The organism is Massiliimicrobium timonense (assembly GCF_042850985.1).
Taxonomy (GTDB): Bacteria; Bacillota_I; Bacilli_A; order Erysipelotrichales; family Coprobacillaceae; genus Allocoprobacillus.
Genome location: NZ_AP031415.1, coordinates 1,324,915 through 1,346,505 on the forward strand (window position 1 = coordinate 1,324,915; position 21,591 = coordinate 1,346,505).

The 21,591-nt window shown below is 32.2% G+C and carries 19 protein-coding genes, 1 tRNA gene, 1 other RNA gene and 1 pseudogene; 20 read left to right on the forward strand and 2 right to left on the reverse strand.

The window, feature by feature from the left end:
• Positions 1–112 precede the first annotated feature (112 nt).
• Together ACGHJ8_RS06920 and ACGHJ8_RS06925 are read left to right on the forward strand one after the other, a co-directional pair.
• Positions 113–189: transfer RNA gene (locus ACGHJ8_RS06920), tRNA-Arg, on the forward strand.
• Positions 190–484: 295 nt separating this feature from the next.
• Positions 485–841 (forward strand): diacylglycerol kinase family protein, encoded by a 357-nt coding sequence (locus ACGHJ8_RS06925; protein WP_390542386.1) that lies wholly within the window; start codon positions 485–487, stop codon positions 839–841.
• Here ACGHJ8_RS06925 and ACGHJ8_RS06930 read toward each other — a convergent pair.
• On the reverse strand, positions 809–1,384 hold the full coding sequence (locus ACGHJ8_RS06930) for a hypothetical protein (protein WP_390542388.1): 576 nt from the start codon (positions 1,382–1,384) through the stop codon (positions 809–811). The genes ACGHJ8_RS06925 and ACGHJ8_RS06930 overlap by 33 nt on opposite strands.
• 93 nt (positions 1,385–1,477) lie before the next feature.
• Here ACGHJ8_RS06930 and ACGHJ8_RS06935 point away from each other — a divergent pair, with 93 nt between their 5' ends.
• The 17 genes and pseudogenes from ACGHJ8_RS06935 (at position 1,478) to ACGHJ8_RS07015 (ending at position 18,860) form a co-directional block, all read left to right on the forward strand.
• Positions 1,478–1,798, forward strand: coding sequence for a hypothetical protein (locus ACGHJ8_RS06935; RefSeq protein WP_087359473.1), 321 nt, complete (start codon positions 1,478–1,480; stop codon positions 1,796–1,798).
• 51 nt (positions 1,799–1,849) lie between these two features.
• Positions 1,850–2,647: a hypothetical protein gene (locus tag ACGHJ8_RS06940; protein WP_390542390.1), complete on the forward strand. Its 798-nt coding sequence runs from the start codon at positions 1,850–1,852 to the stop codon at positions 2,645–2,647.
• Positions 2,640–3,218, forward strand: coding sequence for a dipicolinate synthase subunit B (locus ACGHJ8_RS06945; RefSeq protein ID WP_211964629.1), 579 nt, complete (start codon positions 2,640–2,642; stop codon positions 3,216–3,218). The genes ACGHJ8_RS06940 and ACGHJ8_RS06945 overlap by 8 nt, the downstream gene beginning before the upstream one ends.
• A 216-nt stretch (positions 3,219–3,434) precedes the next feature.
• Positions 3,435–5,129: a ribonuclease J gene (locus ACGHJ8_RS06950; protein ID WP_087359478.1), complete on the forward strand. Its 1,695-nt coding sequence runs from the start codon at positions 3,435–3,437 to the stop codon at positions 5,127–5,129.
• A gap of 76 nt (positions 5,130–5,205) precedes the next feature.
• On the forward strand, positions 5,206–7,458 hold the full coding sequence (locus ACGHJ8_RS06955) for a DNA translocase FtsK (protein ID WP_390542393.1): 2,253 nt from the start codon (positions 5,206–5,208) through the stop codon (positions 7,456–7,458).
• Positions 7,459–7,594: 136 nt separating this feature from the next.
• Positions 7,595–8,689 carry a BMP family protein gene (locus tag ACGHJ8_RS06960; protein ID WP_390539512.1) on the forward strand — a complete coding sequence of 365 codons (1,095 nt, stop codon included), beginning with the start codon at positions 7,595–7,597 and terminating at the stop codon, positions 8,687–8,689.
• A 67-nt stretch (positions 8,690–8,756) separates the two neighbouring features.
• Positions 8,757–10,289 (forward strand): annotated as a pseudogene (locus tag ACGHJ8_RS06965) (ABC transporter ATP-binding protein).
• The gene (locus ACGHJ8_RS06970; protein WP_390539514.1) at positions 10,279–11,388 is read left to right on the forward strand and encodes an ABC transporter permease; all 1,110 of its coding nucleotides are present in this window, start codon (positions 10,279–10,281) and stop codon (positions 11,386–11,388) included. Before ACGHJ8_RS06965 ends, ACGHJ8_RS06970 begins: the two are co-directional and overlap by 11 nt.
• A complete protein-coding gene (locus tag ACGHJ8_RS06975) occupies positions 11,385–12,347 on the forward strand; it encodes an ABC transporter permease (RefSeq protein WP_087359487.1) in 963 nt (320 codons plus the stop codon). Before ACGHJ8_RS06970 ends, ACGHJ8_RS06975 begins: the two co-directional genes overlap by 4 nt.
• An 84-nt stretch (positions 12,348–12,431) precedes the next feature.
• Positions 12,432–13,706 (forward strand): EF-P 5-aminopentanol modification-associated protein YfmF, encoded by a 1,275-nt coding sequence (yfmF, locus tag ACGHJ8_RS06980; protein ID WP_390539516.1) that lies wholly within the window; start codon positions 12,432–12,434, stop codon positions 13,704–13,706.
• Positions 13,693–14,979: an EF-P 5-aminopentanol modification-associated protein YfmH gene (gene yfmH / locus ACGHJ8_RS06985; RefSeq protein WP_390539518.1), complete on the forward strand. Its 1,287-nt coding sequence runs from the start codon at positions 13,693–13,695 to the stop codon at positions 14,977–14,979. The genes yfmF and yfmH overlap by 14 nt, the downstream gene beginning before the upstream one ends.
• A 70-nt stretch (positions 14,980–15,049) precedes the next feature.
• A non-coding RNA gene (gene ssrS / locus ACGHJ8_RS06990) (6S RNA) lies at positions 15,050–15,210 on the forward strand.
• 17 nt (positions 15,211–15,227) lie between these two features.
• Entirely contained in the window at positions 15,228–15,455 is a 228-nt protein-coding gene (locus ACGHJ8_RS06995) for a DUF896 domain-containing protein (RefSeq protein ID WP_087359493.1), read from the forward strand.
• A 77-nt stretch (positions 15,456–15,532) separates the two neighbouring features.
• Positions 15,533–17,506 (forward strand): transketolase, encoded by a 1,974-nt coding sequence (gene tkt, locus ACGHJ8_RS07000; protein WP_390539521.1) that lies wholly within the window; start codon positions 15,533–15,535, stop codon positions 17,504–17,506.
• A 71-nt stretch (positions 17,507–17,577) separates the two neighbouring features.
• Positions 17,578–17,928 (forward strand): hypothetical protein, encoded by a 351-nt coding sequence (locus ACGHJ8_RS07005; protein WP_087360012.1) that lies wholly within the window; start codon positions 17,578–17,580, stop codon positions 17,926–17,928.
• A gap of 65 nt (positions 17,929–17,993) precedes the next feature.
• The gene (locus ACGHJ8_RS07010; RefSeq protein WP_087360015.1) at positions 17,994–18,194 is read left to right on the forward strand and encodes a YneF family protein; all 201 of its coding nucleotides are present in this window, start codon (positions 17,994–17,996) and stop codon (positions 18,192–18,194) included.
• 24 nt (positions 18,195–18,218) lie between these two features.
• Positions 18,219–18,860 (forward strand): histidine phosphatase family protein, encoded by a 642-nt coding sequence (locus ACGHJ8_RS07015; RefSeq protein ID WP_390539524.1) that lies wholly within the window; start codon positions 18,219–18,221, stop codon positions 18,858–18,860.
• Positions 18,861–18,890: 30 nt separating this feature from the next.
• On the opposite strand, the gene plsY is transcribed toward ACGHJ8_RS07015, so the two are convergent.
• Positions 18,891–19,499 carry a glycerol-3-phosphate 1-O-acyltransferase PlsY gene (plsY, locus tag ACGHJ8_RS07020; RefSeq protein WP_390539526.1) on the reverse strand — a complete coding sequence of 203 codons (609 nt, stop codon included), beginning with the start codon at positions 19,497–19,499 and terminating at the stop codon, positions 18,891–18,893.
• 160 nt (positions 19,500–19,659) lie between these two features.
• Between plsY and parE the strand changes: the two genes are divergently transcribed.
• Positions 19,660–21,588: a DNA topoisomerase IV subunit B gene (gene parE / locus ACGHJ8_RS07025; protein ID WP_087360024.1), complete on the forward strand. Its 1,929-nt coding sequence runs from the start codon at positions 19,660–19,662 to the stop codon at positions 21,586–21,588.
• Positions 21,589–21,591 lie beyond the last annotated feature (3 nt).

A 21,591-nucleotide genomic window follows, 5' to 3' on the forward strand; every position in this document is an offset into this window, starting at 1 on the left:
CCTATCATGGAGATACTGATTTTTTTATATGAATTTTTTTATAAAAAAGTAAAAAAACTCTTGCATGTTCTAAAATGTTATGCTAATATATATGAGCAGTCGAAAAACAGATGTCTACGTAGCTCAGCTGGATAGAGCACACGCCTTCTAAGCGTGCGGTCGCGGGTTCGAATCCCTCCGTGGACGCCATTTGTAAATTGCCTTGATTTATCAAGGTTTATAGAATCAACTTTCTTCAATGAGTTGATTCTTTTTTTATGTTTTATAAGAATCATTAAATAAGATATATTATTAAAATAGAAAGCAGATGATATATGTTATTATAAATGATTTTATAAAGTTCATCCAATTTGAAAGTTTTTTATTGTAAAACAACTAGAGCCTATTGTCTTTCTATGCTATAATTTGAAAAGATGATAATATCAAAAAAATTGTTTTTGTAGAAGGAGGAAAGTATCAAGTTCATAAACTTGATATAAATATTATGCATAAAGATCCATTTTATAAAAGTTTAGGTTATGCTATTTCGGGAATTATACATTGTATTCAAAAAGAAAGAAATATCAAGATTCATATTCTCTTTATGTTGTTTGTTGTGATATGTGGTTTCATCGTTCATTTATCCGTTATGGAATGGTTTATCTGTATTCTTTTGTTTGCTTTGGTTATTTCTTTAGAATTGGTTAATACAGCTATTGAGGCTGTTGTTGATTTATGTACACAAGAAATTCATCCACTTGCCAAAACAGCAAAAGACACAGCGGCAGGAGCTGTGCTGGTGAGTGCGATGGCTTCTGTTATTGTTGGTTTAATGATTTTTATTCCAAAATTGTTTAACTGAGTAAGTCATATGACTTACTTTTTTCATTTGTCGATCAATGGCATAAAGATATAAACAGATAAAAAAGACATATAATATTTCTATCATGCCAGTAATGGCACCACTGACAAGAAACAAAAGAACAAGAACCTGTAAACCTACATGAAAAATCCAATGTGTCTGTAGATAAACATTTGGAAATTGAAGTGAGAGTTCATGTGTATAGATTTGTAAGAGTAAAATAAAAAGAATGGAAGCTGATATAGAGGCATATACATGAATAGTTGATAGCCATGTTGGTGTATTCGTATAGGGACAAATACTTCCAATACACATAGATAGTGTAGCTAATACAATAAGAAAAGGAATATACAAAGGATAATGATATAAATAATGAAAATGGCGATATGTCTGATAAGCAAAAAATATAGCACAGATGATGGTATAAATCATCACAAGAAAGTGATATTCGGGAATGGTTGAAACACCAGTAATGTTGTTGTAGATAATATCTTTTCTTGTTGCAATAAAAAAAGTAAAAAGAAAAATGAAAAAATAAGACATAATGACACCTCTTGAAAAAATTATATACTTTTTTTCAAAAATAAAAAGAAAAATCCATAAAAAATGTATATATAAATAGTAGGAGGATAAAAAATGAAAGTTAATTTAAAAGAAATGAATATTTTAATGAATGATATGGAAGTTTTTGGAAAGAAGATTAATATGACATGCCATCTTTTACCAACAGAATCTCAAACAATAAAGGATGTTATTGTGGAAGCCAAAGTAGGGGTTCATGAAGATACATACAACTATCTTATGGTTGTCCATTATCAGCTTGAAATAACAGATGAAATCAAGGATGAAAAGGAATTAGTATGGAAAGCATCTGATTATATTTTGCCACATTTATCTATGTTTATGCAAATATTAGATGAACAGATTGAAAATCAAAAAAATATTTTTTGTTCATAAAACTATCACCAAATTCAAAAGAATTCATATTTTAAAATGAGGTGACTAGGAATGCTTGTTTTTGTTAATCATGATGATTTACGTGGACAGGAATTAATGGAAGAATTGATTCGTCAAGGTTATTATGTCACAGATGAGTGGAGTGATTTGCGTTTTTGTCAGATGATTTACTTAGGAATGAAGGGTGTTGATCGCAAAAATCATCTTTTCTTGCATCATGAAACGATTGTGGTAGAAGACAGTATATGGAAACAATTGCAACCACATACAAAAATCTTTACAATCGTGCATAATCGTTATTTGGAGGAATTAGGTAAACAATATCATTTTGAATATGAAGCATTTTTGGATGATGAATATTTCATCAATCAAAATAGTCTATTAACAGCTGAAGGTATGCTTGCTTATTTGATTTCACATCGTCGTTTTCCATTATATCAAAGTCAAGTTCATGTTTTAGGTTATGGTCATTGTGGCAAAGCAATTGTCAAAGCACTAGTGGCTTTACAGGCTTGTGTTCATGTCGGTGTAAGAAATAATCAGTTATTTGACGATATTAAAAAAGCTCATGCAAAGCCGTATTGTCTTCAAGATATGGATTTATCGTCTTGTGAAATTTTGATTAATACCGTTCCATCACAAATTGTCACTCCTAAGCATTTGGATCAGGCACATTCTCATATGATGATTCTAGATATAGCTTCCTATCCTTATGGGGTCGATCATCATTATGCCTTATCTAAAGGTTTCAACAGTATTATTTTACCATCTATTCCCAGTAAATATGCCTATGGTTATGCTGGAAAAATGATGGCAGATCAAATAGAAAGGGAAATCAATCATGAATAAAATTGGATTTGCTGTAACGGGTTCATTTTGTAGTATGGATGATATGCTTGATGTATTAAAACAACTTTGTCAAAACTATGAAGTAGAGGTATTTGTAACACCGCATGTTTATAAGATGGATACACGTTTTTATTCACATTCTGAGTTAATATCACATATTCAGAATATAACAGGTAAAAAAGTGCATACGACAATTCAAGAAGCCGAAATTTATGGTCCTCATCCTCAACTTGATGCTGTTGTTGTCTATCCTTGTGATGCCACAACATTGAATAAGATAGATTTGGGGATTAATGATAATTGTGTAACGATGCTTGTCAAATCTTGTGTTCGTAATCAGATTCCTATTGTTTTAGGTGTTTATTCAAATGACATTCTTTCTAGTAGTGGTGTTCATCTTTTATCTCTGTTTAATAAGAAAAATTATTATTTTGTTCCGATGTTTCAAGATCATTATCAAAAGAAACCACAGAGTATGATTGCTGATAAGAATAAAGTCGTCAATACATTAAAAGCTGCTTTCTTACATCAACAATATCAGCCTTTTATCTTGGGATATAAAAAAGTTTAATGAATGATATTATATATCAAAATAAGAGCATTATTGTGAGAAATCGTTATTTTAAAGTGAAAATGAAACCTGCTTATTGAAAAATATCAGAAAATGATTTGAAGCATCAAAGAGAATATGTTATGATATTCATACTTTTTGAAAAAATCTATACACAAATGCAAAACAAATGTATAATGATATTAAAGAGTCAATATGAAATGAAAGGGTGAAAGAATGAAAAATGATGTCATAAAATTGATACCTATGGGCGGACAAGCCGAAATGGGCAAAAGTATGTATTGTTTTGAAATTAATAATAAGATTTTTATCATCGATTCAGGTTTTCGTTTTCCTGATTCTGATAAACTAGGTGTTGATGTCATCATTCCTAGTTTTACATATTTAGAAGAAAGAGCTGATCAGGTCGCTGCCATTATTATTACACATGGTCATGATGATGCTATGGCGGCATTACCTTATTTATTGCAGATCATTCATGCTCCAGTTTATGCAACACGTTTAACGGCACTTCTTATCAAACAAATGATTGAACGTTTTCAACGTCATAATCGTGTCAAAATTGATTTGGATTTACAACCTGTTCATCGTAATGCATCGATTGATATTCAAGGTGTTCCTGTTGAATTTTTTCCAGTGACACATTCTATTCCGGGAAGTGTTGGTGTTGCTTTATGGACAAGTCATGGCTATCTTGTCTATAGTGGTGAATTTATTATTGATTTTGGAGCTCCTAAGGAATTTCAATGTGATATTCAAAAAATGATGGAAATAGGGAAGAAAGGGGTTCTGGCTTTATTAGTAGAATCTTCTGGCGCAAAACATGATGGCTATACTTCACCAAATCACAAATTAACAAATAAAATTGATCGTATTTTTGAAGATAGTTATGAAAGAATTATTATTTCAAGTTATGCTCAAAATGTTTTTAGAACACAGGAAATCATTGAGCTGACAAAAAAATACAAACGCCAGATTGTCTTTTATGGTCGTGATAAATATGATAATACGAATACTTTATTGAGAATTGCTCAAAGATCTAAAAAACCTGTTTTGAATGTTGAAGATCATTTATTGGGAGATAAAGATAAGATTGGACAGCCTCAATATGATAGTAACTATGTTATTTTGTTAAGCGGAAGTCCTAGACGTATTTATCATGATATTTGTGATATTATTGATGGTGGCGATGATTTATTAAAATTAAGAAAAGGGGATACATTTATTGTCGCTTCTCCAGTTTTACCAGGAACTGAAAAGATTGCCAATAAAGCACATAATGGTTTATATAAAACAGATGCTCATGTGCATTTATTGAAAAATAAAGATTTATTTTCAATGCATGCTTCTAAAGAAGATATTAAAGTTATTATTCAGATTTTTAAACCAAAATACTATATTCCAATGAAAGGTGAATATCAGCATTTTATCTTTAATCAGCAAATAGCCAAAGATATGGATATTCCAGATGAACGTATTATCATTATGGATAATGGTGAACGTATCACATTTGAAGATGGACGTTTATTAGATACACGAGATGTCTTTGAAATAGATGATGTGATGATTGATGGTATTGGTATTGGAGATGTTGGAGAAAAGGTCATTGATGATCGTATTCAACTTGCTAATGATGGTGTTGTCGTTGTTGGTTTAACAATATCAAGAGAAACAAAGGATATTGTTGCTCAAACAGATTGTCAGACAAGAGGATTTGTTTATCTTAAAGATTCAGAATATGTGATTAAACATGTGATTGAAATATGTGAGAAAGTTGTAGGACAATTAAAAGATAATCCAGACATGGAAATTGCTGAAATTAGGAGTATGATGAAAGAACAATCAATGAAATATATTATGAAGGAAACTGGCAAGAAACCTGTTTTTATTGGTGTTGTTGTTGAAATATAAGCGAGAGAAATCTTGCTTTTTCTTTTCATTAATGGGAGATTTTGTTATAATGAAAAATTGAAAGAAGGTGAGCATGATGGCAAAATCAAAACGTTCTAAAAAATCTAAAAATCAGATTTTAGAGGAAAAACTACGTTTAAGAATTATTGTATTGTTTGGTATATTTGCTATTGTTGTATCAGCTTTACGTTTAGGCTTTATTGGACAGGGAATGCATAATTGTTTTGCTTTTTTAACAGGTCATTTATATGGTGTTGTTTATCTGGCATTGCTTATCCTTTGCTTTTATATTTTATGGAAAGCACAGATTCCACGTTTCAATGGACCAGAAGCAATTGGTATTTATGCTGTATTTGCCAGTGTTTTGACGATAGCTTCTATTCCAGGACAATCCAAGGTCAGTGGACTGGGAGTCATTTCTACATATATTCAAAGTCAGCAAATGAATAAAGGCGGCTTAATTGGAACATGTTTTTATGGTGTGTTGAGTGCCTTGTTTGAAAGTTTAGGTGCTTTGATTTTTTCTGTTATTATTTTGATTATTGGGTTGGCTTTGATTTTTAGTAAGCTTTATTTTCAGCATCAAAAAGATAAAAAGAAACAAAAAAAGAAGGAACCACAGGAACCTCCTGTACAGACTATTGTTTTAAAGAAAAAATCACACTTTTTTGACTTTATGTCTAAAGATGAAGAAATTCCTCTTTTCCCTGATTCTGCTTTTGAAGATCAACATGAAGAAAAAATAGATCCAGAAATAACGAGTGCTTTTGAGTTTGATCAAGATCAGATGAAAATAGATATTAAAGAGAAAAAAACTCTCCAAAAGAAAGAAAAAAAATTAGAAGAACCTGTTGAGGAAACACCTGTTCAAACAGATTTATCCCATTATCAGTTGCCACCTTTATCATTATTGTCAACAAAATCAACACACAATGCCAATAAAGAAAGAAGTGCAGCTCAAAAGAATGCGACAAAATTAACAACTGTACTCAAACAATTTGGTGTGAATGCTACAATTGAAAATGCCTTTATTGGTCCAACCATTACAAAATATGAACTCAAGCTGGAAATCGGCACAAGAGTCAATAAAATTTTACAGTTACAAGATGATATTAAATTAGCCCTTGCAACTGCGGATATCAGAATTGAAGCCCCTATACCGGGTAAACCTTATGTTGGTATTGAAGTGCCTAATCAAAGTGGGGCAGTTGTTGGATTTAAAGATGTTTTGAAAAATTTATTATCTCAATCCAAATTTCAACATAATCCGCTTGTTGTTGCATTAGGAAAAGATGTGTCAGGTCAACCAGTTTTTGCCCAATTAGATAAAATGCCCCACCTTTTAATCGCTGGAGCAACAGGTTCTGGAAAATCTGTTTGTGTCAATACGATTATATCATCATTATTAATGCGTGCCAGACCGGATGAAGTTAAACTGATTCTGGTTGATCCTAAAAAGGTTGAATTATCTGTATATAATGGTATTCCACATTTATTGGCACCGGTTGTGACTGATCCTAAAAAGGCAGCAGCTGTTTTACGTGAAGTTGTTGCTGAAATGGAAAGACGTTATGATTTATTCGCCAGTGTAAATGCCAGAAACATTCAAGGATATAACGAACTTGCTAAAAAATATAATCATGAACATGAAGACGGTCAAAAAGAAATATTGCCATATCATGTGATTATTCTTGATGAGGTTGCTGATTTGATGATGGTAGCCAGTAAAGATGTTGAGGATTGTATCATGCGTATTTCACAAATGGCACGTGCGGCTGGTATTCATTTGATTGTCGCAACACAAAGACCTTCAACTGATATTATTACGGGTGTCATTAAGGCAAATATTCCTTCACGTATCGCTTTTGCAGTTTCTTCAAGCATTGATTCACGTACTATTCTTGATACATCTGGAGCTGAAAAACTATTAGGAAAAGGTGATATGCTTTTTTCACCAATGGGTTCATCATCTCCAACAAGAGTGCAGGGGTGTTTTGTCACTGATGAAGAAGTTGCAGCTATTGTCCATTATGTATCTTCGCAACAGGAAGCTGTCTATGAAGATAAATATGTTAATGTCAAATCGTTGTCTTCATCACAAAGTCATGATAGTTTTGATGAAGAAGATGAAGAATATGAAATGTGTCGAGAATTTGTGATACAGGCTCAAAAAGCATCAACTTCTTTATTGCAAAGAAAATTTAGAATTGGTTATAATAAAGCGGCACGTATTATCGATCGTTTAGAAGAAGATGGTGTCATTGGACCACAACTTGGCAGTAAACCACGAGAAGTTTATATTCGACAATACCATGAAGAAGATCTATAAAACATTGATTTTATCAATATAATTTTATTTTATCATTAAGAGAAAATGACTGATTACAAAGATATTTGTCGTTTTCTCTTTTTATTTTGTGAAAATGATGTTAAAATAAGGGTAGAATGTTAAAGGAGGAAAAAGTATGAAAAAAATGTTTGCGTCTTTATTGGCATTATCTATGGTGCTGGTAGGATGTGGTAGTGGTGGAGGAGATTCAGAAGACAAAACTCCAGAAATTGCACTTGTTACTGATCAGGGAACAATCTCTGACAAATCATTTAATCAATCTGCATGGGAAGCGGTTGAGGAATATGGTGATAAAAATGAGGTGGGTACAAAATATTATAAACCATCAAGTTTTGATACAGCAGGTTATACTCAACAAATTGAAAATGCAATTGAAAATGGAGCAAAAATTGTTGTTTGTCCTGGTTACAAATTTAATCAGACAATTGCAAATATTCAAAATGAATATCCAGATGTAAGCTTTATCTTAATTGATGGAACACCTGCTGAAGCAGAAGAAACACCTGCTGAACCAGCTAAAAATGTTTACTGTGCAAAATATGAAGAAGCACAACCGGGATATTTAGCAGGATATGCTGCTGTTAAAGAAGGTTATACAAAATTAGGTTTCATGGGTGGTATTAGTTTACCTGCTGTTATTAACTATGGTTATGGTTATTTACAAGGTGCAAATGATGCTGCTAAAGAATTAGGAATTCAAGTAGAAGTGAAATATACATATACAGGTTCATTTAATGAATCTCCAGATATTCAGTCAAAAGCTGCTGGATGGTATAACACAGGAACTGAAATTATTTTCTCTTGTGGTGGACAAATCTGTAACTCAATCTTTGCTGCTGCTGAACAAACAAATAAAATGACTATTGGTGTTGATAGTGATCAAAAAGATGCAAGTCAGACTGTATTAACTTCAGCTATGAAAGGTGTTAAGAAAACTGTTGCTGATGAAATAGCTGCTGTTTATGCAGGAACTTTTGAAGGTGGATTACATATTTTAAATGCTGAAGGTGACTATGTAGGATTATCTGATGATTTTTCAAGATTTAAAAAATTCACACAAACTGATTATGAAAAAGTTTTTGAAACTGTAAAAAATGAAACAGTTAAAATCATTACAAATGATGATGTTGAAAAGGATGCTCAAGGAGATCCAAATACAAAAACTTTAAAAGATGTTTTAACAAATGTAACTGTATCTTATGAAAAATAGTGGAAAGGGGTAGGTTTATGCCTACTCTTTTTTAAAAAATATTGTAAATATAAAAGAGGTGAGAGTTTTGGATTATGCAATAGAAATGTTAAATATTACAAAAGAATTTCCCGGTATTAAGGCCAATGATCATATTAATCTACAAGTCAAACAAGGTGAAATTCATGCATTATTAGGGGAAAATGGTGCTGGAAAATCAACCTTGATGAGTATTTTATTTGGTCTGTATCAACCCGATGAAGGGATAATTAAAATTAATGGTCAAGAAGTGAAAATTCATAATCCTAATGATGCAAATAAATATGCTATAGGAATGGTTCATCAGCATTTTAAACTTGTTCATAACTTTACTGTTTTAGAGAATATTATCTTAGGCGTAGAGGATGCTTAATTTGGTTTCCTGAAAACTGCTGATGCTCGTAAAAAAGTCATGGAACTATCACAGAAGTATCATCTCAATGTTGATCCTGATGCTTATATTGAAGATATTACAGTTGGTATGCAGCAACGTGTTGAAATTTTAAAAATGTTATTTAGAGATAATGATATTTTAATTTTTGATGAACCAACAGCTGTTTTAACACCACAGGAAATTGATGAGCTAATGCATATTATGAAGGGACTTATCAAAGAGGGAAAATCTATTATTTTTATTACTCATAAACTAAACGAAATTAAAGCTGTGGCAGATCGTTGTACAATTTTACGTAAGGGGAAATACATTGATACTGTAAATGTCAGTGAGGTTTCTAAGGAAGAACTATCTGAAAAAATGGTTGGAAGAAAAGTCAATTTTAATGTAGAAAAAGCTAAGCCTCAATTAGGAGATGAAGTTTTAAGAGTAGAAAATCTGACTTATCACCCAAAGACAGCACATAAAGATTTACTTAAGAATATATCCTTCCATGTTCAACGAGGAGAGATTGTCTGTATTGCCGGTATTGATGGTAATGGTCAAAGTGAACTTGTTTATGCTTTAACAGGAATGGTTCCTATTCAAAAAGGGCATATTTTCTTGAAGGGTGAAGATATCACAAAGGCTTCTATTCGTAAACGTAGTGATATGGGAATGGCACATATTCCAGAAGATAGACATAAACATGGACTTGTGCTTGATTATTCCTTAGCTGAAAATATGATTTTAAGAAATTATGATAAACCAGAATTTCAAAAACATGGCTTTATTCGTTTTGATAAAATGAAGGCCTATGCTGATAAACTGATTCAAAAATTTGATGTGCGTTCTGGTGAAGGTGGAAAATCTATTGCTAGAGGTATGTCTGGAGGGAATCAACAAAAAGCTATTATTGCAAGAGAAATTGATAGCCAGTCTGATTTATTGATTGCTGTTCAACCAACAAGAGGTTTGGATGTCGGAGCAATTGAATTTATTCACTCACAATTAGTGAAACATCGTGATGATGGAAAAGCTGTTTTATTAGTGTCTTTGGAATTAGATGAAGTCATGAATATCAGTGATCGTATCTTGGTTATGTATGAAGGTGAAATTGTAGCTGATTTAAATCCAAAAGATATTGATGTGAAAGAATTAGGACTTTATATGGCTGGATCAAAGAGAGGTGAAGGATATGAAAAATAAAATTTCATTATTATTGAAAAAAGAAGGTTCAAAATCTTTTGCTTCATCTTTGATTGCTATTGCTTTAGGACTTCTTTTTGGATTTGTTATTATTTTAATTGCCAATCCACAAGATGCTCTTGAAGGATTGAAATTACTTTTAACAGGTGGCTTTTATCGTGGTGCAAAAAGTTTAGGACAAGTTTTCTATTTGGCTGTGCCCATTATGATGACTGGACTTTCTGTAGCCTTTGCTTTTAAATGTGGTGAATTTAATATTGGAACTCCGGGACAATATATTGTTGGTGCTTTTACTGCTGTTTTCATTGCATTAAAATGTACTTTTATTCCACAGTCTATTTTATGGCTTGTTTGTATTATTGCTGCAGGAATTGCTGGGGCTTTATGGGCTGTTATTCCTGGTGTCTTGAAAGCTTATCGTAATGTCAATGTCGTTATTTCATGTATTATGTGTAATTATATTGGTATGTTACTTGTTATTGAAGGTATTAAAGCAACGATTTATAATCCTGCTGGTGCTGAATCTTATTCTGTTCCTGCCGATAAAGCGATTCCTGCTTTTGGTCTTGATAAAATATTCCCTGATTCTAATATTAACTTTGGAATTATCATTGCCATTTTATTATGCGTTGTTGCTTATATTATCATGAATAAGACAACTTTTGGTTATGAATTAAAAGCTTGTGGTTATAATCCAAATGCCGCTAAATATGCTGGTATGAATGAGAAAAAATGTATTATTATGTCAATGGCTATTGCTGGTTTTTTCTCTGGTGTTGGAGGAGCTATTGCTTATTTATCTGGGACAGGAAAAACTTTAGCTATTTCCGAAGCATTACCAGCTGAAGGTTTTAATGGGATTCCAGTTGCTTTATTAGGTTTTAATAATCCAATAGGATGTATTTTTGCAGCTTTATTTATTGGATATATTAATGTTGGTGGAAACTACATGCGATCATTAAATATTGCTATTGAAGTCATTGATATTATTGTAGCTTCTATTATTTACTTCAGTTCGTTTACTTTATTTATTAAAATGATTTTTAGTAAGTTAAAAAATAAAAAAGAAAAAATAACAGAAGGAGGGCATGAATCATGAGTATTGTTTATTTCTTATTTGCCCAAACTTTATTGTTTGCTATCCCGTTATTAGTTGTTGCTTTGGGTGGTATGTTTTCAGAACGCAGTGGGGTTATTAATATTGCTCTGGAAGGAATTATGATTCTTGGTGGTTTCTTTGGTGTTTTCTTTATGAATTATATGCAGACACATCAAATCATGAGTGGTCAGGCATTATTGTTAGTCGCTTTACTTATTTCAGGTATTGTAGGAGCACTCTTTTCACTTCTTCATGCTTTTGCTTCTATTCATCTTAAAGCAGATCAGACAATTAGTGGGACAGCTTTAAACTTGTTTGCTCCTGCATTTGGTTTATTTATTGCAAAGACAATTCAAGATGGTGTTCAAAGTGTCATGTTTGAAAATCAATTTAGAATTGTAGAAGTTCCTATTTTATCACAAATTCCAATTCTTGGAGATTTATTCTTTAAAAATTGTTATTTAACAACTTTTATTGGTTTACTGATTTTAGTGATTTCTTATGTTTTCTTAATGAAAACAAAGACTGGTTTACGACTGAGATCATGTGGAGAAAATCCACAGGCTTCTGATGCGGCTGGTATTAGTGTATATAAAATGCGTTATTTAGGTGTTGTGATTTCTGGTTTTCTAGCTGGAGTTGGGGGATTAATTTATATCTTACCAATTAGTACCGAATTTAACTGTAATGTGGCTGGATATGGTTTCTTGGCATTAGCTGTGTTGATTTTTGGGAATTGGAAGCCTTGGCGTATTGCAGGTGCTGCTTTCTTCTTTGGAGCAACAAAAACGATTGCATATACATATACATCTATTCCTTTTTTAGCAACACTTTCACTACCAGCAACAGCTTATAAATTAATACCATATGTAGCGACGCTTATTTTATTAGCCTTTACTTCTAAACATTCTGCAGCACCTCGTGCTGAGGGAGAACCGTTTGATAAAGGAAAACGTTAAGATCAAGAGAATCTCTTGGTCTTTTTTATTTTAATTTGTAGAAATTTGAGTATAATATATGTGTATAAGAATTGGAGGTTATTTATGGAAAACGTCTATCAAATGGCGGGATATACTTTACATCTTATCCCAACAAAAAAATTTAAAACAATGACCATTTCATTAAGATTACAAAGTCCATTATTGAAAGAAACAACAACAATAAGAACACTATTGACATTTGTCTTAATGGCAGCCACTCAAGATTATCCATCGACACAGTCTTTAGCGACTTATTTAGATGAAAATTATGGGGCAAGTTTATCAACACATATTACAACGAAAGGGCAATCACATATTATCAATGTTGCGACAAGTTTTGTTAATGATGCTTATTTACCATCACCAGAACATCTTCTGGAAAAACAGTTACAATTAATCAGTGACCTATTTTATCACCCTTATCTTGACAATGATGGTTTTCATCCATCTATTGTGCAATTAAAGAAAAAAGAACTTCAAGAAAAACTACAGGCTAACAAGGATGATAAATTTTCTTATTCATTAGACAAATTATTTGAATACATGGGTAGAGGACAAGTGCTAGGTATTCCAAGTACAGGATATGAAGAAGAAATTCAAAAAATTACATCTCAACAACTTTATCAATATCTTCAAAAATGTATTAAAGAAGATGAAAAACATGTCTATGTGGTAGGAGATTTACCTGATGGCATTGTCAATGTTTTTGAACGTATTTTAAAGTTTCCTTCTCATTGTCATGATTATCCTTCAGCTTATATTTTTGAAAGTCCCCGTCAAGATTTACTTGAAGTCATTGAAAAACAGGATATTACACAATCAAAATTAAATCTAGGTTATCAGATTCAATGTAATTTTACATCACCATTTCATTATGCCTTTACAGTATTTAATGCTATTTTTGGTGGTTTTTCACAATCACGCCTTTTTAAGGTTGTAAGGGAGAAACATAGTTTATGTTATTATGTGTCTTCAAGCTATGACGCATTTAATGGAATGATGATTGTTAATGCAGGTATTGAAGCCAATGATTATCGTAAAACATTACATCTTATTGGAGAGCAATTAGCCGATATCCAAGCTGGTCATGTTAATAATGATGAGCTGTATCTGGCTAAAATAATGCTTGTCAATGCCTTGAAAAAAACAAATGATGAAGCAGGAAGCATAATTGCTTTAGCTTATAATCGTGATATTACACATATTCGTGAAACAAGTGAAGAATATATTGAAAAATTAATGAATGTAACTTTAGAAGAAATTGTAGATGTTGCTAAAAAGGTGAAATTAGATACAATTTACTTCCTTACAGGAAAGGAGTTCCATGAAAGTCATTAAATATCCAACACTTAAAGAAACACTTTATTTTGAAGAAATGCCTAATGGCTTAAAAGTTTATCTCTTACCTAAAGTAGGTTTTTCCAAAACTTATGGTTTATTTTCAACACGTTTTGGCTCTGTAGATACGACTTTTGTTCCTTTGCATGAACAAGACATGATAAAGGTTCCAGATGGTATTGCCCATTTTCTGGAACATAAGATGTTCGAGATGGAAGATGGTGATGCCAGTGAAGCATTTGCTAAACTTGGGGCAAGTACGAATGCCTTCACATCATCATCACGTACAGCGTATTTATTTAGTACAACTAGTCATGAAAAAGAATGTATTGAATTATTACTTGATTTTGTACAAGACATTTATTTGACAGATGAGAATGTAGAAAAAGAAAAAGGAATTATTAACCAAGAAATTGGAATGTATGATGATGATCCAGATTGGCGTTGTTATTTTGGAAGTATCCAAAATTTATATCAGCATCATCCTGTTAAAATTGATATTGCAGGAACTGTAGAAACAGTTGCTTCTATTGATAAAGCAACATTAGAAAAATGTTATCATACGTTCTATCATCCTAGTCAAATGATGTTATTTGTGGTTGGTCATATTAACCCTGATGAAATCATGAAGCTGATTCAAGACAATCAACAACAAAAACATTTTTCTAAGGAAAATCCAATCCAAAGAGCTGTTGTGAACGAACCTTTAGATGTTGCTCAAAAAGAGGCTGTTTTACATATGGATGTAACAATGCCAAAAATCATTGTGTCTATGAAAATCAACACGATTTTAACAAAGCCTCAAGAACGTTTAAAAAGAGAACTGGCTATGAATTTATTCCTTGATATTTTCTTTGCAAAAAGTTCATCTTTATATGATGAATGGTTAAATGAAGAATTAATTAATGATAGTTTTAGTGCTCAATTTACCCAGGAAAGAGATTATTGTTTTTTACAAATTGGGGGAGATACACTTTACCCAGAACAATTAAAAGAGAAGATTCTTTATTTTATAGAACATATTCATGAATATGATATTCGTCAAGAAGATTTTTTACGTTTAAAGAAAAAAACAATGGGTATCATGATATCTTTATTTAATAGTCCTGAAAGTATTGCGAATATGTTTAGTCGTTATTATTTTGAAGGAATTATGATTTTTGATCTTATTGATTGTTTAAATGCTTTAACAATGGATGATTTAATGTCTTTAAGGGATTTATTTGATGAACATTATGCGACTTCATTTACTATTTTGCCACAAATTCAATAAAGAAGTAAAAGACATTTCATAGAATGAAAGATTTCACTATTTACACAATCAAATTTTATGTTATAATGTGATTGACCTAAGAGATATATGTATTTCCTACACGATAGATAAGGGAATCTGACTGTTGTCTAATGGTGTTGAAAACCTGTCACGAATAGGGATCCTAAAATTAGACACAAGATACCCACCTGCATATACCAGGGATTAATCTAAAAAACTCTTAGGTTTTTCTTTTTGAGGAGGAAAGCATGGAAAAAATAACTGATGAAATGATTCATGAAATTAATGAACTTGCCAGAAAAAGCAAAACAGTTGGTCTTAGCGAAAAAGAGAAAAAAAGACAGCAGGAATTACGCCAGGAATATTTGCGTTTGTTTAGAAAAGGTTTTCAACAACAACTTCAAAATGTTAAAGTTGTCGATCCTCAAGGACATGATGTCACACCTTCTCTACGTCAAAAAACAAAGAAATGTTAGAATATGTCAAAACTTGTTTGATATTCATATGTTTTTGTGTATAATGTTAGTGTGTTATAAGGAGGAAAAATGAGATAATGAATCAATCTGAACTATCAATTGCAGCAATTAGGTCACTTGGGATAGATATGATTAATAAAGCAAATTCTGGGCATCCGGGAATGGTGCTGGGATCTGCTCCTGCTTTATATTCTTTATTTACAAAAGAATTAAAAGTCTTTCCATTACATTCTCAATGGCTTAATCGTGATCGTTTTGTTTTAGCAAGTGGACATGCATCTTCATTATTATATAGTTTATTACATCTATCTGGTTTCCAGTTAACAATGGATGATTTAAAACAGTTTAGACAATGGGGAAGCTGTACACCAGGACATCCAGAAGTGGAATTAACAGATGGTGTGGATGCTTCTAGTGGGCCTTTAGGACAAGGTATTCCTATGGCAGTAGGAATGGCAATGGCTGAAGCTTTTTTAGCATCTCGATACAATCAAAAAGATTATGATGTGATTGATCATCATACCTATGTTTTATGTGGTGATGGTGATATGCAAGAAGGTGTAACTTATGAAGCATCTTCTTTAGCAGGACATCTTTCTTTAGGTAAACTGATTGTTCTTTATGATGCTAATAATGTGACTTTGGATGGACCTTTGAATTACTCTTTTAGTGAGGATGTCAAAAAACGTTATGAAGCCATGAACTGGCAAGTCATCAAGGTAGAAGATGGTAATGATTACGAAGCCATCGCAAAAGCAATCAAAAAAGCTAAAAAAGAAATTTATAAACCATCTTTAATTATTGTGAATACTATTATTGGTTTTGGTTCCCAAAATCAAGGAACAAGTAAAGTTCATGGAGCACCTCTTGGTGAAGAAGATGGACAATTTGCAAAGAAGCAGTATGGTTATGAATATGATCCATTCTTCATACCAGATGAAGTTTATGAAGATTTTCAAAAGAATGTTTTCAATCGTGGAAAACGTGCTTACAATAAATGGAATAAAATGATGGATTCATATAAAGAAGCATATCCAGATTTGTATCAGGAATTATTTCAAAATATCAATGACGAATATGCTTTTGATGAAGAAGCATTTATGCAAGAATATCAGGATGGGATAAGTGAGGCAACACGCATCACAAGTGAAAAGCTCATTAATGCTATTGCGGCACAGAACCCAACATTTTTATCTGGAACAGCTGATTTAGCTTCTTCAACAAAAACAATTATAAAAAATGCTGAACGTTTCAGCTGTGAAAATTATGGTGGACGTAATTTATTCTTTGGTATTCGTGAATTTGCAATGGTTGCTATTATGAATGGAATGGCATTGCATAAAGGAATAAAAGTAGCCGCTGGTGGATTTATGGTTTTCAGTGATTACTTTAAAGCTGCGTTAAGAATGTCTTCCTTGATGAAATTACCAATTATTTTACCACTTTCACATGATTCAATTGCTGTAGGAGAAGATGGACCTACTCATCAACCTGTAGAGCAATTAGCGATGTTACGTTCAATTCCAAATATTCAAGTGATCAGATCAGCAGATGCTTATGAAATGTGTGCAGCATGGAAAAAAGCAGTAGAAACAAATGATCGTCCAACAGCACTCATTTTAACAAGACAAAATGTAACAAACTTTACTCATGCAACATATGATGATGTTTGTCATGGCGCTTACATTGTTTCTAAAGAAAAGGGACAATTAGATGGTATTTTGATTGCAACAGGAAGCGAACTGGAATTAGCAATGAAAGCTCAGGAAGCTTTATATCAACAAGGTCATGATGTTCGTGTGGTTTCTATGCCTTCAATGGAACTTTTTGATGCGCAGGATGAAGCCTATAAAGAAATGATTTTACCATCAAATATCAGAAAACGTGTAGTTATTGAAATGGCATGTGATTTTGGATGGCATAAATATGCTGGTTTAGATGGAAAAGTGATTTCTGTTAATCAGTTTGGAGCAAGTGCTCCAGCAGCTGTGGTCATTGAAAAATATGGATTTACTGTTGATCATCTTGTAGAAACTTATTTATCGCTTTAAGAACCTGATACAGGTTCTTTTTTTGACAGGATTTGCTATGGATATGAGTTATAATTGATATGGTGATGAAAATGAAATATAAAATTGTATGTATTAAAGAACAATATATTGATTTAGCTCAAAAATATCCTTCTTTTTTAATGGCAATCTATCAAAATCAGGATAATATGTATAAAACAAAACAAGTGGAACTTATTTTTTCTAATATGTCTGATGAAAAAGAAAAAATTCTTCACGCTATTCAATCACGCGAAGATTATTCTTATTATCATGGAATACATCAGCTCACAAATCCTATTACAGGTGAAAAAATGTTGATGACTATGAATGAATTTGATTTAAATATTGAAGAAAAAGGAGAACGTCATGATTTATTTAATATCATATCGTCTTTTTCAAAAAACTTTTATATGATATATTGAAATCATTTTGCAAAAAGCATAAAATTATGCTATAATATTTTGGTAGTTGAATGGAGGATAGAAAGATGTTATATGGCGTTTTAGGACTTTTAATAGGTCTTGTTATAGGATTCTTTGCTGCCCGTTATTTCTTCAAGAAGAACTTAAGAAAGAATCCACCAATTAATGAAAAAATGATTCGTGCTATGTTCATGGAAATGGGACGTAAACCAAATGAAACACAAATCAAACGAATTATGAAAAGCATTAATGATCAGTATAAATAAGGGGATTCCCTTATTTTTTCGTATATGAAGATATATATCACACGTCATTCTAAAACAGTCTGGAATGAAGAAAAAAGACTGCAGGGGCGTTTAGATTCTCCACTGACTCAAGATGGAGTAGAAAATGCTCTGGCTTTAAAAAATTATCTTCAAGAACATTCGTTTCAATTTGATTATGTGTATTCAAGTCCTATTCCTCGTGCTTATCAGACAGCTTGTCTACTCTTTGATAAGCAGAATATTACCATGGATGAACGTTTAATGGAAATGAATTTTGGTGATTTTGAAGGACAGAAAATCGTCGATTTATTAACTTATCACCATAAACTCTATGATCAGTTATGGAATCATCCAGAACAGTTTGATCGCATTCCTCATGGTGAAAGCTATCAAGAAGTCATAAAAAGAGTTAAAAGTTTTTTACAAGATTTAAAACAATTACCTCAAGACAGTCAAGTTATGATTGTAACACATGGAATGTGCTTTGTTATTTTTATGTCTGTTTTTTTAGGCTTAACACAAAAAGAACTGGTTTCCATTAATCAACAAATTGTTGAAGGATGCTCTCTTACATGTGTTGAAGAAAATCATGGTTCATACCAGATTCTCTCATACAATGAACACCAGTTCTTGCCCCATGTCATGAATGCCAGTTTTGCGAAATAAAAACCTGAGTGTTTAATAACATTCAGGTTTTTACATCCATGTAATTTTATTTTCTGTACCATTTCTTAATCTTTGAATATTGCTATGATGTTTATAGACAAGCAAGGCAACAATACATATATTTGTGATGATCTCAATCATGCTATAACCAATAAATGGAGAGATTACAGCAATAGAAATAGCTGCTAAGATCGAAGCTAATGATACATATTTAGAAATCTTTAAAGTCACCATAAAGATAATCAAAGCTACAACAAAGGCATAAATATTTGTCATTAAAGCATATCCAATAGCGACAGATACAGCTTTTCCACCTCTAAATCCTGCAAATAGAGGATAGCAATGCCCAATCACACAAGCTAAAGCACATGGGTAAATAATATTCATATCAAGTTTCATGTATTTAGCAACTGTTCCAGCAATCAATATAGAAATACAGCATTTAGAAGCATCTAAAATAATGACTGATAATCCTGCTTTTTTCCCAAGCACTCGTCCAGCATTCGTGCCACCTAAATTTCCTGAACCACTATTTCTTACATCTGTATGATAAAATAATTTTCCAATCACTAATGCAAAAGGAATAGAGCCATATAAATAACCCATTACTATTAATAAGCAATATATCAATATATCCATTTTTTCACTTCCCCGTCACCTATTATACATAAAAAAGAAGAAAAATCAATTTTTTTAAAAGATTTGCGAAAATTCAAGAAATTTGGTATGATATGAATTCTCTAGCAATATATCAATGTTTTTGATATAATTATAAAGTTGGAAAAGGAGGAAATCAGATATGAAAGCAAATCATTATGATGAGTCTAATATACAAATTCTAGAAGGACTGGAAGCCGTAAGGAAGCGTCCGGGTATGTATATTGGTTCAACAGATTCAAGAGGTTTACATCATCTTGTCTGGGAAATTGTTGATAATTCTATTGATGAAGCATTGGCTGGATTTGGTAAAAAAATCACAGTAACAATTGGAAAAGATAATAGTATTCGTGTAGCAGATGAAGGACGTGGAATGCCAACGGGTATTCATGCTTCTGGTAAACCTACGACTGAAGTCATTTTAACAATATTACATGCTGGTGGAAAGTTTAGTGAAGATGGTGGTTATAAAACATCTGGTGGGTTACATGGTGTCGGTTCATCTGTTGTAAATGCTTTAAGTGAATGGCTGGAGGTCACTGTTTATCGTGATGGAGTGATTCATCAACAACGTTTTGAAGACGGAGCGAAAATCATTTCTCCATTAAAAAAGATCGGTAAGACTTCAAAAACTGGAACAACGATTCATTTTAAACCTAATCAAAATATCTTTTCTACAACAGAATTTAATTATTCTACTATCTGTGAAAGATTAAGAGAAAGTGCCTTTTTATTAAAAGGTATTGAAATGAATATTATAGATGAAAGAACAGGAAAACATGAATCTTTCCAATATGATAATGGTTTAGAAGCCTTTATTGAATATCTGAATTATGATAAAAAGACATTACATACAACTGTTTCCTTTGATGATGTATCTCATCCTATTGAAGTTGAAGTGGCTTTTCAGATGACTGATGGCTATCAAGAAAATTTGATTTCCTTTGTCAATTTAGTGAGAACTGGAGATGGGGGAACTCATGAAACTGGTTTTCGTTCGGGATTCACAAAAGTTTTTAATGAATATGCCAGAAAATATGGTTTACTAAAACAAAAAGATAAAAATCTGGAAGGTAGCGATGTAAGAGAAGGTTTAACAGCTATTATTTCTGTCAAAATACCTGAGTCATTACTACAATTTGAAGGACAGACAAAATCAAAATTAGGAACGCCTGAAGCAAGAAATATTGTTGAAAATGTTGTTTATGAACAAGTGAATTATTTTCTAGAAGAAAATAAAGAAACAGCAAATGAATTAGTTAAAAAGATGATTAAAGCTTCACAAGCCAGAAATGCTGCTCGAAAAGCACGTGAAGAAGCACGAAAAGGAAAAGGACAAAAAGTTGAAAAAATATTAAGTGGAAAACTAGCACCGGCACAATCCAAAGATAAAAAGAGAAAAGAACTTTATCTTGTCGAAGGAGATTCGGCTGGAGGAAGTGCAAAGCAAGGTAGAGATCGTAAATATCAGGCTATTTTACCTTTGCGAGGGAAAGTCATCAATACTGAAAAGGCTGCCATGTCTGATATATTAAAAAATGAAGAAATCAGCACAATTATTAATACAGTCGGTGCAGGAGTAGGAGCGGATTTTAATGCTGATGACTCCCATTACGCAAAAGTGATTATCATGACTGATGCTGATACGGATGGTGCTCATATTCAAGTTCTTCTTTTAACTTTCTTTTATCGCTATATGCGTGGACTGATTCAGGCCGGAAAAGTCTATATTGCTTTACCACCTCTATATAAGGTATCTAAAAAGAATGGGAAACATGAGGATGTTATTTATGCTTGGGATGATGATGAATTAGAAAAAGCTAAAAAACAGATAGGTCGTGGTTATGCTGTACAACGTTATAAAGGTTTAGGAGAAATGAATGCGGATCAGTTATGGGAAACAACCATGAATCCAGAAACACGTACACTCATTCAAGTATCCATTGAAGATGCTGCTTTAGTAGAACGTAGAGTATCTGTTTTAATGGGAGATAAAGTAGAACCTAGACGTGAATGGATTGAAGATAATGTGCAATTTTCTTTGGAAGATTCATTCTTTATTAATCAGTAAGGA

What these genes read in the sequence shown, in the direction of transcription:
- ACGHJ8_RS06970 (WP_390539514.1), top strand. Translation starts at nt 10,279, where the DNA reads ATGAAAAATAAAATTTCATTATTATTGAAAAAAGAAGGTTCAAAATCT.
- plsY (WP_390539526.1), bottom strand. Translation starts at nt 19,499, where the DNA reads ATGGATATATTGATATATTGCTTATTAATAGTAATGGGTTATTTATAT.
- ACGHJ8_RS07015 (WP_390539524.1), top strand. Translation starts at nt 18,219, where the DNA reads ATGAAGATATATATCACACGTCATTCTAAAACAGTCTGGAATGAAGAA.
- yfmH (WP_390539518.1), top strand. Translation starts at nt 13,693, where the DNA reads ATGAAAGTCATTAAATATCCAACACTTAAAGAAACACTTTATTTTGAA.
- yfmF (WP_390539516.1), top strand. Translation starts at nt 12,432, where the DNA reads ATGGAAAACGTCTATCAAATGGCGGGATATACTTTACATCTTATCCCA.
- parE (WP_087360024.1), top strand. Translation starts at nt 19,660, where the DNA reads ATGAAAGCAAATCATTATGATGAGTCTAATATACAAATTCTAGAAGGA.
- ACGHJ8_RS06940 (WP_390542390.1), top strand. Translation starts at nt 1,850, where the DNA reads ATGCTTGTTTTTGTTAATCATGATGATTTACGTGGACAGGAATTAATG.
- ACGHJ8_RS06945 (WP_211964629.1), top strand. Translation starts at nt 2,640, where the DNA reads ATGAATAAAATTGGATTTGCTGTAACGGGTTCATTTTGTAGTATGGAT.
- ACGHJ8_RS06935 (WP_087359473.1), top strand. Translation starts at nt 1,478, where the DNA reads ATGAAAGTTAATTTAAAAGAAATGAATATTTTAATGAATGATATGGAA.
- ACGHJ8_RS06950 (WP_087359478.1), top strand. Translation starts at nt 3,435, where the DNA reads ATGAAAAATGATGTCATAAAATTGATACCTATGGGCGGACAAGCCGAA.
- tkt (WP_390539521.1), top strand. Translation starts at nt 15,533, where the DNA reads ATGAATCAATCTGAACTATCAATTGCAGCAATTAGGTCACTTGGGATA.
- ACGHJ8_RS06975 (WP_087359487.1), top strand. Translation starts at nt 11,385, where the DNA reads ATGAGTATTGTTTATTTCTTATTTGCCCAAACTTTATTGTTTGCTATC.
- ACGHJ8_RS06925 (WP_390542386.1), top strand. Translation starts at nt 485, where the DNA reads ATGCATAAAGATCCATTTTATAAAAGTTTAGGTTATGCTATTTCGGGA.
- ACGHJ8_RS06930 (WP_390542388.1), bottom strand. Translation starts at nt 1,384, where the DNA reads ATGTCTTATTTTTTCATTTTTCTTTTTACTTTTTTTATTGCAACAAGA.
- ACGHJ8_RS07005 (WP_087360012.1), top strand. Translation starts at nt 17,578, where the DNA reads ATGAAATATAAAATTGTATGTATTAAAGAACAATATATTGATTTAGCT.
- ACGHJ8_RS07010 (WP_087360015.1), top strand. Translation starts at nt 17,994, where the DNA reads ATGTTATATGGCGTTTTAGGACTTTTAATAGGTCTTGTTATAGGATTC.
- ACGHJ8_RS06960 (WP_390539512.1), top strand. Translation starts at nt 7,595, where the DNA reads ATGAAAAAAATGTTTGCGTCTTTATTGGCATTATCTATGGTGCTGGTA.
- ACGHJ8_RS06995 (WP_087359493.1), top strand. Translation starts at nt 15,228, where the DNA reads ATGGAAAAAATAACTGATGAAATGATTCATGAAATTAATGAACTTGCC.
- ACGHJ8_RS06955 (WP_390542393.1), top strand. Translation starts at nt 5,206, where the DNA reads ATGGCAAAATCAAAACGTTCTAAAAAATCTAAAAATCAGATTTTAGAG.